Source organism: Chryseobacterium sp. HNCC26DJ238 (genome assembly GCF_057180465.1).
In genome coordinates this window covers 60,935-75,094 of record NZ_JBXUGI010000012.1, presented here as the reverse complement: position 1 = coordinate 75,094, position 14,160 = coordinate 60,935, and the positions used below count along the sequence as shown (strand labels likewise).

At 36.8% G+C, this 14,160-nt stretch carries 10 protein-coding genes; 2 read left to right on the top strand and 8 right to left on the bottom strand.

The features are described from left to right. Positions 1-32: 32 nt before the first annotated feature. The 3 genes from yiaA to ahcY all read right to left on the bottom strand — a co-directional run bounded on the left by yiaA (position 33) and on the right by ahcY (position 2,850). Entirely contained in the window at positions 33-425 is a 393-nt protein-coding gene (yiaA, locus tag AC2A07_RS12530; RefSeq protein ID WP_314498108.1) for an inner membrane protein YiaA, read from the bottom strand. A 213-nt stretch (positions 426-638) separates the two neighbouring features. Continuing rightward, on the bottom strand, positions 639-1,436 hold the full coding sequence (locus AC2A07_RS12525) for a hypothetical protein (protein WP_484050696.1): 798 nt from the start codon (positions 1,434-1,436) through the stop codon (positions 639-641). A 97-nt stretch (positions 1,437-1,533) separates the two neighbouring features. After that, a complete protein-coding gene (ahcY, locus tag AC2A07_RS12520) occupies positions 1,534-2,850 on the bottom strand; it encodes an adenosylhomocysteinase (protein WP_484050695.1) in 1,317 nt (438 codons plus the stop codon). Positions 2,851-3,011: 161 nt separating this feature from the next. Between ahcY and AC2A07_RS12515 the strand changes: the two genes are divergently transcribed. Next, on the top strand, positions 3,012-3,542 hold the full coding sequence (locus AC2A07_RS12515) for a pyridoxamine 5'-phosphate oxidase family protein (RefSeq protein WP_484050694.1): 531 nt from the start codon (positions 3,012-3,014) through the stop codon (positions 3,540-3,542). Between the two features lie 322 nt (positions 3,543-3,864). Then, positions 3,865-4,479 carry a 4'-phosphopantetheinyl transferase superfamily protein gene (locus AC2A07_RS12510; protein ID WP_484050693.1) on the top strand — a complete coding sequence of 205 codons (615 nt, stop codon included), beginning with the start codon at positions 3,865-3,867 and terminating at the stop codon, positions 4,477-4,479. Here AC2A07_RS12510 and AC2A07_RS12505 read toward each other — a convergent pair. The 5 genes from AC2A07_RS12505 to porU form a co-directional block, all read right to left on the bottom strand. Further along, positions 4,460-6,721, bottom strand: coding sequence for an FUSC family protein (locus AC2A07_RS12505; protein WP_484050692.1), 2,262 nt, complete (start codon positions 6,719-6,721; stop codon positions 4,460-4,462). The two genes, AC2A07_RS12510 and AC2A07_RS12505, sit on opposite strands and share 20 nt — an antisense overlap. A gap of 273 nt (positions 6,722-6,994) precedes the next feature. Further along, the gene (locus AC2A07_RS12500) at positions 6,995-7,648 is read right to left on the bottom strand and encodes an HAD family hydrolase (protein ID WP_484050691.1); all 654 of its coding nucleotides are present in this window, start codon (positions 7,646-7,648) and stop codon (positions 6,995-6,997) included. A 106-nt stretch (positions 7,649-7,754) separates the two neighbouring features. Beyond that, on the bottom strand, positions 7,755-8,774 hold the full coding sequence (locus AC2A07_RS12495) for a LacI family DNA-binding transcriptional regulator (protein ID WP_484050690.1): 1,020 nt from the start codon (positions 8,772-8,774) through the stop codon (positions 7,755-7,757). A 143-nt stretch (positions 8,775-8,917) separates the two neighbouring features. Next, positions 8,918-10,081, bottom strand: coding sequence for a type IX secretion system outer membrane channel protein PorV (porV, locus tag AC2A07_RS12490; RefSeq protein WP_314498091.1), 1,164 nt, complete (start codon positions 10,079-10,081; stop codon positions 8,918-8,920). A gap of 58 nt (positions 10,082-10,139) precedes the next feature. Next, positions 10,140-14,033, bottom strand: coding sequence for a type IX secretion system sortase PorU (porU, locus tag AC2A07_RS12485; protein ID WP_484050689.1), 3,894 nt, complete (start codon positions 14,031-14,033; stop codon positions 10,140-10,142). Positions 14,034-14,160: the final 127 nt, after the last annotated feature.

Genomic DNA, 14,160 nt, shown 5'->3' with positions numbered 1-14,160 from the left:
GACAGCCTTATTTTATGATTTGAGGAGATCACTTAGTCTTCCATCATATTGTCACGCGTGTTTTTCTGCACAGCGATAGCACCAAAGAGAGCCAGTAAAAATGCAAAGGCATAAAAACCTTTCTCACTCGGCATGATGGTGGCATTAAACAATCCCACAGTCAGAAGAACAATGGATGATAAGGTAGCAAACCAGCAGATGCCATAATAAATATCTGTCACTTTAATATTTTCCATTCTGTCACGGACAGCTTTCTGTAAAGAAACTACGGCGAATAATCCGTAGAGTAGGATGGTAAAGTAGTATCCTTTTTCATTCAGCTGCATTTCTGCTCTTACGAGGCCTACAATATAGCCAATCATTCCAGCGCCTAAAGCGACCCATGAAGCTGCGACAAACGCATTAGAGACTCCCTGTTTTTTCATTATTTATCTTTTTAATGTATAGTTTAGTCAAATATATCCTTTTTTAAGAGATCAACTGTAATATATTTGAATTTTTATCACCATTCTTTGAAGATAATTAATAGATGGATGTTTTTTTTTGAAATAGTGAATGAAAGATTTGAAGTTCGCTTAAAAACAAAAGCAGAAATCTGGGCATATACTCAAATTCTCAAAGAGAACTGCAAGGATGATTTACTGAATGATATATTCGTAATTATGCTGTACGTACTGATTGCCGTTTGAATCTTTACCGGTCACCTGAGCAGGCAGGTTTGAGCTGTTGTACTGTATGTCATAGGTGATGTTCTGATTCGGAATCCATATCCCTGCACTGTCTTTATAGCTTTTCTTTTCAGTCAGATAATTGTTTCCGCTCAGGATATAGGCTCCCCCTAAGGATACTCTGAAATACTTATTGGTGTAAGTAAACGGATTAGGCTTATCATCGTACGTAAAAACCTGTTGAGTAGCGTAGGTGAATGTTCCGCCAATCACAAAAGTTTCTACAGAAATGTTATCTCCGCTGTACTGATAAGAAGATGTACTGGGGTTGGAACAGTCTGCTGACTGACACAGCGTAGAGGTCTTTACTTTACCGTTCTCGTACGTGTAACTGGTGGTCCTGTTAAAATCAGGATTGCTGTAAACAGCCTTTACATTTGACAGCTGTTCCCCATTATAGGTGTAGAGCGAATAGTATTCCGGCACACCGGCAGAATTATAATAAATGGTCTTATTCGGTTTTCCTGCAGCATCATATTCGAAAGTGGAAGTTCTTCCCTCAGAAACTATTTTTATCAGTTCACCCTCATTATTGTAATTGAATGTTGCGATATTGGTTTCAGGGCTGGAAGCATTGTCATAATACACGGTAGTGACTTTACTCAGTAATATTTTTTTGTCAGCAGAATTTATAATATCACTGTCATCACTGCAGCTGTTCATTAAGATCACGGTGCCGATAGCGCTCAGAACAATAGATTTCTTCATGTTTTAATTTTTCCAAAAATAGGAAAAATTAAAACAGATAAAATAAAAAATCCCATTATGTTGAATAATGGGATGGTATTGAAAAGATTAAAAAATCTTAGTATCTGTAGTATTCCGGTTTGAACGGTCCTTTTGCATCTACTCCGATGTATTCAGCCTGTTCAGGAGAAAGAATTTCCAACTCAACGCTTAATTTCTTAAGGTGAAGAGCGGCTACTTTTTCATCTAAATGCTTAGGAAGCATATACACTTCATTTCCGTAAGCTTCAGCATTGGTCCAGAGTTCGATCTGAGCCAGAGTCTGGTTAGAGAAAGAATTTGACATTACAAAACTTGGATGACCCGTAGCGCAACCTAAATTAACCAGTCTTCCTTCTGCAAGAATGATCACTTCTTTACCTTCTTCCAAAGTATAGATGTCAACCTGTGGTTTTACTTCTGATTTTGTGTGACCGTAGTTTTCGTTTAACCATGCCATATCGATTTCGTTATCAAAGTGACCGATATTACAAACGATTGCTTTATCTTTTAATTTTAAGAAATGTTCTTTTCTTACAATATTGAAGTTACCGGTTGTTGTAATAACGATATCTGCGTTATCCACTACCGTATCCAATCTTTTAACTTCGAAACCGTCCATTGCAGCTTGTAATGCACAGATCGGATCAATTTCAGTAACGGTAACAATAGATCCTGCCCCTCTGAAAGAAGCAGCAGTACCTTTACCTACATCTCCGTATCCGCAGACAACCACTCTTTTTCCAGCCAGCATAATATCTGTTGCTCTTCTTACAGCATCCACTGCAGATTCTTTACATCCGTATTTATTGTCGAATTTAGATTTGGTTACTGAATCATTTACATTGATTGCAGGCATTACCAAAGTTCCGTTCTTCATTCTTTCGTACAGTCTGTGAACGCCTGTTGTCGTTTCTTCAGAAAGTCCTTTGATGTCTTTAGTAAATTCAGGATATCTGTCAAACACCATGTTTGTTAAATCTCCACCGTCATCCAGAATCATGTTCAACGGTTTTCTATCTTCCCCAAAGAATAAAGTCTGCTCGATACACCAGTCAAATTCTTCTTCATTAAGGCCTTTCCATGCATAAACAGGGATTCCTGCAGCAGCTATGGCAGCAGCAGCGTGATCCTGAGTTGAGAAAATATTACATGAAGACCATGTAACCTCAGCTCCCAGGGCAACCAAAGTTTCAATCAGAACAGCAGTCTGGATCGTCATGTGAAGACATCCTGCAATTCTCGCTCCTTTCAATGGCTGAGAGGGTCCGAACTCTTCACGGATTGACATTAATCCCGGCATTTCTGCTTCTGCAAGAGTAATCTCTTTTCTTCCCCATTCTGCCAGGGCGATGTCCTTAACTTTATAAGGAATGTATTGTGTTGTCGTACTCATATCGTATGAATAATTTTAAATTCAAATAATTAAAGTGCAAAATTACAACATATAATTAAGATATAAAAACTGAGTATCCAATCAATTGTATGAGATAATACCTGAAGGAAAATTATTTACTTTAATTCTAAATAACTACTTTTGCAGAAATAAATCTTTTTATGAATCATACCCATACCCAGGAGGAGGCACAAAGACAGGCAAAGCCCCTCGCTCCAAAAGTGAAAGAACTGATTGCAAGAACTCAAAGTATTGTTTTGGCAACCATAGATGCAGAAGGAAATCCAAACTCCAGCTATGCACCGTTCGTACAGGTTGAGAACTCTTTTTATATTTTAGTTTCTTTCATGGCGAGGCATACAAAAAATCTGGCTGAAGGGAGAAAAGCTTCAATTATGTTTATCGAAGATGAGTCTGCCTCAAAACAGATCTATGCTCGTGAAAGATTAACCATTGAAGCAGCAGCTGCACAGATTGAAAGGGATTCTGATATATGGAATCAGGTAGTAGGCCAGTTGAAAGAAACTCACGGTAAAGTGGTAGATGTAATCTCTGAAATGAAAGATTTTATTCTGATTTCTTTAACCCCTGTGAAGGGAGCCTATGTAAACGGATTTGGAAGTGCTTATTTTGTAGATGAAAATCTAAACATTATGGAGCATAGAAACGATCAGAATCATCAGGCTAAGTAAATTTGTCTGAAGCAGACAGAGAAGTTAAATTTTAGCTTTCCAAATACTATAAAGTCACTTAAATTATACGATTTAGGTGACTTTGTTTTTAAATTTTAAAGACTGTTGTATTGCTCAATTCTTTCATGCTGCTCTTTCTGTACGAATCCAAGATTGAATTTTTGAAAATTGATAAGACTTATAAACCTGGTAACTGTGTTCTGAAATTCTGATGATCTTTAAAGGATATTTTAGATATGCATTATAAATAATAAAAACCGCTATCTTTCAGCGTTACACTTCCAGCCAAAAAAATTACTACTTTTACACAATAAATTTACCAATGCCTCTCTACCGTGACTTTTCTGACGATGATGCCACCATTCTTATCTGGAAATATGAGGAAGGCGAAGAGTTAAATCCTGATGAACTTCTGGAACCTGAAAATGCTGAAAAAGTAAAAGATTATCATCCGAAAAAACTGTTGGAGGTACTGATGGTACGTAAACTTTTGAAAAGTTTAAAACCCGGTTCTAAAATCCTGTACAGGGACAGAGAGCCTTTCCTTTCGCCTGCGGATGCTGAAATCTCTATTAGCCATTCCTTTCCCTTTGCGGCCATTGCAATATCAAAGAATAAAATCGGAATTGATATTGAAAAATTCAATCCTAAAATTTTGCGGGTCATCGATAAATTCACGTATGAAAATGAAAGAGGATTTATCCCTTTTGATAATGAAGTAACTTTTTTTACCATTATCTGGAGCGTGAAAGAAAGTATGTATAAAATTCATCACTCAAAACACTGGTCCCTGAAAAAGCATTATGAAGTAAAACCTTTCGAACTGAAACATCTATTCGATATCAGATGCAGGGTTCATGATGAAAAGATTTCAGATGAATTTAAAGCAAGGGTGAAGTTCTTTGACGATTACTGCTTTACGATTGTGGAAGAGTAGTCGTTTCTGCTCTGTACGTCTGAATGACTTTTCGCTGTTCTTTGGCAACATCATAAATCAGTTCCAACACATCGTGGATATTTTTCAGTTCTGTCAAATGCGAAATCTTGTTGGGATCTCTTCTGTCGAATATTTCATTTTCGAGCAATTCTGATTTTCTCTGGATCAGTAAATTTTCTATCGAAGAATCTTCAGGTTCCAGGCGGCTGTCCATTTTTAAAGTTTCCGTTATTTTTTCACCATTCAGCAATACCGATACCTGATTCATTTCGGCTTCAATTTTTTTAGTCCAGCTTTCAGAATCGATTTCAGGATATTTTTTATTGTTTTTTGAATACTGTGACAGAGAAGCGGTATATGCAGTAATCAAATGCGAGGTTGCCACAAACTGATGGACCACTTCCAGTTTTTTCTGCTGGTTTTTTGGATCAGAAATCATTCTCTGAAAATTATCAGAAAGATTGGCCAGTGAAATAATAGCGTTTTTACGTTTTACCTTATAATCCTCAAGATCAAAATCTTCGTTCAGAAATTTCGACATGACACTGTGAAAATAGGTGAAATTAGATTCCGCTGATTTTTTCATCAGATCTAAATTCTGGGTATGTTCCCAAACCGGAAGGACAACATAAGAAACTAAAAATGCTATGATTCCGGCAATAACGGTATCTACAATCCTGTCTCTGAAAATGATATTGACATTTCCCGGATTTAAAAAATTAAAAGTCATAAAAACATACATGGTCATGAAGAGCACTGCCCAGAAATAGCGTCCTTTCAAAAAACTGAAACACAGAATCATGCTCAGCAGAAGAACTGCAAAAAGGATAGCATTGACATGAACATAATATAAAATGACATATGCGATTACCGCTCCTGCAACGGTACCGTAAAAACGCAGAAGATTTCTCTGCTTGGTAATCGAGTAGGCAGGTTTTAAAATAGCAACTGTGGTGATCAATATCCAATAGGTATGGCCGACGACAAGAAATGGAAGTTGAGAAACCAGATATCCCAGCAGCAGTGCGGTGGTAACTCTTATCGCATGGCGGAAGTGGGATGATGTTAAAGAGATGTTGCTTTGTAAAATTTTAAAATTGATTTTTTCGTTATTCGTCACAAATTTTTTCAGGTCCAGACCCGTGGAAAGACTTTTTGCAAGCTTTACATTTTGGGAAAAGACTTTATAGATCTCATTAATTTCTTTCGTAATCTCGTTGATGCGCATCATGATCTGTCTCAAAATCATGAAGTTTTCAAGCGTATCAGGATTCATTGCTCTGTTTCTTAATTCAAAATAATCAACATTAAGATCCTGAGAACGGGCTTCCAGATTGAAGATAGGTTTAGCACGTGTGCTGCTTTGTAAAGAGATTCCGATGTTTGCAATTTCTTCGGAAAGAATATTCAGGTAATCATGAATTTTAACCAGAATGGTACTGTCTTCAAAACTTTGCTGGAGTTTTTTATAGTCACTTTCTGAAGTCATGAGTTTCTCATGAAGATCCATTGAATTCAAAAATGTCAGCATCAGTAATCGGCTGATTGTCGTTGACTCATTAACGATTGTTCTCGTTTTAAAAACCGTTTCACGAGTCTCTTCCTGGAGGTTTTTAATCTCCACCTGTTTTGCAATAATCTGGTAATTCAACCGGTCAAAATCAGGGTTTTTCTGATAGAAATTGGCTTTAATTTTTAAAAATTCTGCAAGCTGAAGATAATTTTCACCAATCATCTGGCTGGCAAGTTTATAAGGCTGAATGGTGGTGACAATTAAGAAAATCAGCAGGAACCAAATGCATCCTGCGGCAAAAATCAAAAGACTTTTAAGAATATTGACTCCTGTTAAATGCCCGTCAATAAATATGGCCAGAACCACCAGTGCGAGAGATCCTACAGCGGCAAGTCTCTGACCATAAACACCGATCAGAGAAAAAAACATTCCGAAGGCGACAATCTCCAAGATGACGAGAGGAATAATTCCTTTGACCAGACTTGCAATAGTGGAAACAAAAACAAAGCAGAAAATGGCAAAAGTCAGGGAGTTTCTTCTACGGATAAATGGTCCCGGCTGATCTGTCAGCGCAACAAAACTGGTTCCTAAAGGAAAAAGAAAATATTCTTTGAGCAGTCCGAAGTAGGATAGAATCAGACAAGGGATAACCGTTGCCAAAGTAATTCTTATAGAAGAATAAACATATTGGCTGGTAACGATCTTTTTTAACTCCGAAGAATAGTTCATTCTGCAAAAATAATTATTGAAAAACAAAAAGCCTTATAAATATAAGACTTTCTTAGCATTTTTTGATGTTCACTTTAAGATCAGATTACTTCGTTTTTTTTACCGCTAAAGGTTAGACGGGTTTAGAAATATGTTGGATTGTAAATAAAAAGAACTGCTAAATATTGTAGTGAAATGTACATTTTCCGTCTCATCTTCAAAGTTATTTGTAAAAATAATCAGAAGTATCTTGTGAACAAATTGAATGAAATAAAACTTTCCCGCGGTTAAAAATCATTCTGTCAGAAATAGTTTCTTAAGATCTTTTACTGTTTGTATGCAAGGTTGGTCATCAGGTAACTCTCCAAATCCATAAGCGGCATAGATAAACGGAATTCCTGTTTTAGCTGCAGCTTCACAATCCCAAACGGTGTCTCCTATATACACTGCATTTTTCAATTGATTTCGCTCGATGATCATTTGGATATTCCTGTCTTTTGAGAGATTGGTATTACCGGAACACTCAAAATCTTCAAACAGATTCTCAAGTTGATGAAAGGATAAAAAATTTTCAATATATCCGGACAGACAATTGCTTACAATAAGTAAATTGTATTTTTTAGCCAAATCCTTAAGTATTGGTTCTATGTCAGGATATAATTTTCCACCGTATTCTTTAATATATTCATTTTCATAAACCTTGTAGCGTTTCAATACTTCGGGCTGCTCTTCTCCGGAGATAAAGTCAAAATGCTTTTCCAGGATATCATCCATTTTCATTCCCGAAAAAAAACGTACTGTAGCAGCATCAACAGAATTGTTTCCGTTTCCGTAAAATTCAGATAAGGTTCGGTTCCAGGCTTCTGCACAGGTAGAAGATGCGTCCCATAAAGTTCCGTCAAGATCGAAAATGATGCTGTCAATATTTTGTAATTCTGATAAATTCATACGTAGTAAGATAAGAAAAATGTTTAAGATTAAAACTTACTTTATCAGTACAGTGGTTACTGAAAATATTTCGACAGGACATTTGGATTTTTATTTTTATGACTGTTTACAGGATTGAACGTTTAGTCGAATCTCTGTAAATGATTTTTGAATCAACGGTCACTGTTTTGCTTTCGGAGGTTTTATTATTTATTTTTTCTAAAACCAGTTCAGCAACATTTTCTCCCATTTCGACAAGGGGCTGTTCTACTGTGGTCAGCTGTGGATAAGTAAATTTTGATAATTCCGTTCCTGAAAAGCTTGCTACAGCTACTTCCTGAGGTACTTTTACTCCTACATCCAAAAGGTGATGCATGCTTCCTATAGCCAATGTGTCTGTGAATGCAAATACAGCATCAAACAATATATTTCTGGATAAAAGTTCTTCAGTGAATTTTTTCCCATCCTCGTAGGTCATTCCCTCACTTCTGACGATCAGGTCAGGATTATAAATTTTATGTTTTGTGAGAATACATTTATACCCTTTTTCTCTTTCCCGTGCATTTCGGATGAAAGAAGGACCGACAATATGTGCGATATTTCTTCTTCCGGTTTCTATCAGGTGTTCCACCATTAAAGAAGCTTTTATATGGTCGTCTGCCAAAACTTTAGAAGCATCAAGTTCTGAATGGGGAATCCTGTCAAAAAAAACAAGAGGAATTCCTCTTTTTATCATTTGCTTATAAAGATCCAGGTTATAGGATTCATGACATAAATTAATAATCACCGCATCTACGTTGATTTGCTCTAAAAGCTGCAGATGATGTCTTTCTTTAACGGGATCTTCATCTGAAGTCAGAATGATGGTTCGGTAGCCCTGAGTGTTTAATACATTCTGTATTCCTTTTAGTACTGTAGCAGAAAACGGTGTCACCATCTCCGGAACTACAAAACCTATATTTTTAGACTGTCCGTTTCTGAAATAAAGTGCGGTGGGATTGGGTTTATATCCCAATCTTTCGGCAGCTTCAAGAATTCTCTGTTTCGTTTCGCTATTGATATTTTTGTCATTGACAAAAGCTCGGGATATGGTAGATGTGGAAAGTAGCAGTTCCTTGGCCAGATCTTTGATAGTAATACGTTTCATGTGTTTTTTATTCTGTTAAAATACAAATTTTATATATTCTGTTGCTGAGATAAGATAAAATTAAGACTCACAGAGTAAAACGGGTGCCAAAAAAAATGGCTGGAATCTCTTCCAACCATTCTATAGGGTATATTGTAAGTTATTTAATAATCTACATTAGAAGTTTCGTCACCAATATTCCATGTAAGACCAAAACGTAAAGTATTGTCAAGAGCAGTATTGATTTTAGACATATTGATCAGGTAAGAGATATCCAATCCGAAAGAACGGTATTTTAAACCAATACCGGCAGTTGCAAATTGTCTTGCTCCCTGTACTTCACTTTCGTGGAAATAACCTCCTCTTACAGCAAATGCATTGTCATAAGAGTATTCTAAAGCACCACTGTACATAATAGATTCAGGATTCTTGAAAGATTTTCCGATTCCTGACATTACCCCTACATTAGGCACCGCGTAGATAGGCTGTCTTGTGTTTGGATCATTTCCAACAAATTCTGATCCCGGTACTAATATTTTTGAACCTTCAACACTCAGACCCACTCTGTTTACGTCATCAAGATACATATCGTAACCAATCCCTAATCTCGCCATGGTAGGAAGATAAGATCTTGATTCTTCATTTCCTGTGTAATCCAGTTTAGGACCAAGGTTTGTAATTGCTAAACCTGCATTCAGTTTCCCGTCAAATCCCCCGAAACTTGAAAATTTAGGAGAAGTATAATACGCTGAAACATCTACCGCAAAAGTATTTGCCGGTTTAAGGGTTGTATCTGTGTTGAATCCTCCGGCCAAATCTGAACGGATAAATCTACCGGTTACTGCCATTGAATATGAATCAGAAAGTTTCAGACCATACGCTACGTCAACTGAGAATTCATTGGGCTTGGAGGTACCGTTTGATGTAACATCGTTCCCTACCAATGAAGTAAGGTCTACCTCACCCATATTGAAATAATAAATACTCGCAGAGATCGTAGATCTTTCCTCCTGACCTAAGAATTTATGGAATGCTCCATACAGTAAAAATACATCATTTGTAAGTTTTCCCATGTAAGGAGTATAGTTAATACCCACAGAAGAACTTGTTCTGCTAAAAGGATATTTTGCTGCATTCCAAAATTGAGAAAAAGCGTCAGGTGAAGTTACAACCCCCTGATCTCCCATACCTCCGGATCTTGCATCAGGCGCAATTCTCAGAAATGGAGCTCCGGTTAATACAGGTCTTACCTGACTTAAATCTTGTGCATAGCCTAAAAACCCAGCACCAAAACCAATCCCCAAAAGCAGTTTAGTAGTTAAATTCATATGTTGTCTTTTATATATATTATCAGTTTTCTATTGATATTCTCAATTATTTATTATTTTACTTCAAAAGTACCATTTTTTCTACAGCTGTAGCACTTCCTTTGCATTTTTCTTGATTTTGACTTTTTGCAAATATCTTAAAAATATACGTACCTTTTGCTACTGTATCACCAAAATCATCTTTTCCGTCCCATTCTATTGCCTGACGTGGCGTTCTAAAGCCCTGTAGGAAAGGTTCTGCAACAACCGGCTGACTTAAAGTTCTTACCAATTTTCCTGTAATGGTGTAAATTTGAACGTTCACATCTAAAATATCATCACAGTTATGCTCGAAATGAATGTAAGTTTTGTTGGTAAAAGGATTTGGCCAGTTAAGCGGTCTGTTAATGACCAAATGCTGGTCTGCCTCATCTTTAACTTCAAAGTTTAACGTTTCAGTCGTTGAATTATTGTTGATGTCCCAAACTTTAAATGTAAGTTGATGTTGACCTATTGCTAAATTTCTGAAAGGATACGACACATTTCCTTTCTGATAGTCTGCCAATCCGGGATTTAAACATCCGTTTCCTTCCCCTGAAGCAAAAAAGTCATTTAATACTACAGTGTTGATAATCTGTCCGTCCAGATAGACTGTGATATCATGGCCAATACCGGATCCTGTAGAATTAATCCCTGTATCATCCGTTACACAGGCAAGAAGCATCGGGTTCTGGTCTGTAATCCCTCCATTCGCAAAATTTGTATTGTTCATATACAGCTTTACTCTTGGCGGTTCGTTATCGTTAATGCCGTTAGGGTTAATATCTCCCACCTGAACTGTCTGATTTGTAAAAACGTCGGTCGCCTTGTTATCTGCATATCCAAGCATTCTTCCTTCGCCTACAGCATAGTTGATGTCTTTCGGGACATAAAATTCTACAGTGAAAACACCATTGACTGCCGTGCCTGAAGCTTTAACAATAGCACTTCCTTCCTCTGTATAACTTAAAACAGGAGTTAGATTTCCATCATTATTTAAAGTTGTTTTATTCAGTCTTTTATCAAAGATGTTAATGACAACTCTTCCATTAAAAGTGGTATTAACTGAACCGTTGGTATTGTTGATATGACCTTTTATTTTTACAAAGTCCAATCCTCTGATCAGTCCGGAAACAGGCGTTTCTATATTATCAATCATTAGTAACCTCTGGGGTCTGCTTAACTTCATCGCAGGATCTCCCAGAACATTCACCTTTAAATGATTGCCATCTCCGGGTCTCAGTTTCTTAGCATTAAGATGAGCATCTCCGACAGGAATAAAATCATCATTAACCAATTTGAAAATATCTTTCGTATAAAGGTTCGTAAAATCAATTCCATAGCCTACACCCACTGCACGGCTTGAAGTTATCATGCTCGCAGCACCTCCCTGTTTCAGTTTTATCAGCTGCTCACCTGCAGATGATGTGGACGGCTCGTCCCAAAGTGTAAATTCACAGGTAATGGTAGAAACAAACGGAAATCTGCTGTATACATTTGAGAAATTATTGGCATTTTGAATTTCATCCAGGGTAAAAACTCTTTCTTGTGCCCATCCGTTGATTCCTCCGTGTCCGAAATAGAAAAGGTATAAGCTGTTTCCCAGATCGTTTGAGATTGCCTGATTGACCTGTGGATATCTTTGTCCGCCTGCCGTACTCTGACCTTGGAATGCATCGAGGTAAAGCTTCTTAACATTGTATTCTTTAAGAACCGTACCAGGCAATTCAAAAGTACTAGCTAAAGTATTATTCATTACGGTATGGAAAGGAACACCTCCATCATTGTCATCATCGACTACAAAGTCCAGTTTCATTCTCCATTCACCGAAAGGAGTGGACTGGCCGGATAATGAATTGTAATAGGCAAGTGTTTTATCTATCATATTTGCCGCCTCTGTAGGATTAGCCGCAGGAAGTCTTCCTACAGGAAGGTCAGGAAGGTTATTATATAAAATAGATGAAGTCTGTGGCTTAGTCATAACAATATAGTCATCGGTAACGAAAGAACTGATGAAATCAGCTGAACCTTCACTCTCATAACTTGAGACTACATTGGAGTTGTTGGGAACCCTGTTTTTATAATCATATGAAGCGTCCCCCAGAATGAATACATATTTTAAACTGCCGAGAGGAGTATTGAGTTTTGTGACAAAATCCCTGATGGCTGTAAGATCCCTGCTTCCGCTTCCGAATTCCTGATAAATTTTAGCTGCATCTACAATCTGTACACTGTAGTTGTTTTTAGTCTGATGATAATTGGCAAGTCTTTGTGCCTGGGACATCATTTCCGGTGTTGTGATAATGAGATAATCTACATTCTGTAAAGCAGAAAGATTCTGATTGTTGATTCTCTCAACGAACTGCGGTGTAAAAGCAGCATCTGCTCTGAAAGCTACGAATTCATTGTTAAAAGAAGGATTTGATGTCGTGTAGGCAAAATTGAATGTCCCTGTTCCCACTGCTTTGTTTACTTTTCTGCTGGCATTGGTAATATCTGTAACGTCCCAAACCTGTTCCATTGTAGCGGTATTGCTGATACTGAAGCCATAATTGGTATTGGTTCCGCTCAGGAGTGAGTAATCACGGAAATTCATTTGGTTCCCATTGAATCTCAAGTCTTCCTTATATTGTAATTCCACATAATCAAAATAAAAAGTTCCGTTTGGATTTGTTGCAATATTTGGATTGTATTTAAAGCTGATTTGATTTCCGCTTAAATTTGAGATTGTTCCCGAATATCGCAAATTGAAAAAATCATATGCATAATCCGGCAAATTTGCAGGGACACTATTGGTAACAGGATTTTGGTTATTGATTGTAAAGGCTACAGAATTTTGCTGGGATTTAAAACCGATCACCTGTGTCCTGTAGCGTATCACATCAGAACCCTGAACAGGAGAGTTTAATGTCAAAGTAATGGTTTTCTCTGTGGTGAAGGGCTGATCTTCTACCCAGATCCTTCCTACTTTTAATAAGTTTTTCTGATCATTATCAATAACCTGATAGTTATCGTACCTTGTAATAAGGGATGAGGCCGGTAAGTTTAAATCAACATTCTGCACTCTTTTTCCGGCTCCTTTATCAAAGTTGATATAATAATAAGAATAATCTTCGTAAATATTTTTTAAGTTTTCACTGCGGTCTTCTCTGGTATCTACTCTCTTGAATCCATTTCCGTTCGAAGTATTGTAGAGATTATAACCATTAGGGCCCTGAGCATAAAATAATGCATAATCAGCATCGTTCCAGACATTGTCATCTTCTCCCACAACCTGAATTGAATTTTCCTGAAGAGCACTGTATTTTACATCCTGATTAAATTCAGGAAGCATAATTCCGCCATTTCCGTAAATTCTGAAATTTTTTGGATTTACATTGGAAGGATTGATTCCTATATCTCTTAAAAACTGTGCTGTAATTTTAAATATTCCTGATTTGTCAACCCGTATTTTATAAAAGCCGCCTGCCGATAATGGGTTTGTGGTTGTCCCTACTTTCTGAGCGCTGAAACTGACCGGCAGATTAGAGGGGGAAATCTCAAAAGAGGAAAGACGCTGAACCCTTCCTTTTACATTTTTAAATAATCCTACATTCACATTTGCGTATCTTTCACCTTCCAGATAAAAATAATTGATGTCTGCAATATCATAATCAGGCAGAAGATCTTTACTGATATCAAATAAATCCCTGTATGAAACCGTTTCCCAAATAAGATTGGTAACTCTCAATTGATTTTCCCCGATTTTTTGTTTATTTTGGATAAAAATATTATTTTGGCTGAAAGAAAAGCCTCCGTTTTTGAAGTTTGGGAGGCGTAATTTTGCATCACCAAAATCTTCGATTTTTGCTCCATCCCATTCTACTGAGATTCTTTGAGCCCAAGTCGTTGATATAAAAGCGAATAGGAAGAAGAGAGTCGTTTTTAGTCTCATGTTGATTTTTGAAATTTCTGAATTACAAAATAAATGAAAATTTTAGAATTAAACAGTGATACAATAAAATTAATTTGTTAACGTTTTCAAAAAAAATCAAATCTTTACTTGATTTATTGAATAATTT

Coding starts and splice junctions, on each gene's coding strand:
- AC2A07_RS12505 (WP_484050692.1), bottom strand. CDS start 6,721: ATGAACTATTCTTCGGAGTTAAAAAAGATCGTTACCAGCCAATATGTT.
- yiaA (WP_314498108.1), bottom strand. CDS start 425: ATGAAAAAACAGGGAGTCTCTAATGCGTTTGTCGCAGCTTCATGGGTC.
- AC2A07_RS12500 (WP_484050691.1), bottom strand. CDS start 7,648: ATGAATTTATCAGAATTACAAAATATTGACAGCATCATTTTCGATCTT.
- AC2A07_RS12495 (WP_484050690.1), bottom strand. CDS start 8,774: ATGAAACGTATTACTATCAAAGATCTGGCCAAGGAACTGCTACTTTCC.
- AC2A07_RS12515 (WP_484050694.1), top strand. CDS start 3,012: ATGAATCATACCCATACCCAGGAGGAGGCACAAAGACAGGCAAAGCCC.
- AC2A07_RS12525 (WP_484050696.1), bottom strand. CDS start 1,436: ATGAAGAAATCTATTGTTCTGAGCGCTATCGGCACCGTGATCTTAATG.
- porV (WP_314498091.1), bottom strand. CDS start 10,081: ATGAATTTAACTACTAAACTGCTTTTGGGGATTGGTTTTGGTGCTGGG.
- AC2A07_RS12510 (WP_484050693.1), top strand. CDS start 3,865: ATGCCTCTCTACCGTGACTTTTCTGACGATGATGCCACCATTCTTATC.
- porU (WP_484050689.1), bottom strand. CDS start 14,033: ATGAGACTAAAAACGACTCTCTTCTTCCTATTCGCTTTTATATCAACG.
- ahcY (WP_484050695.1), bottom strand. CDS start 2,850: ATGAGTACGACAACACAATACATTCCTTATAAAGTTAAGGACATCGCC.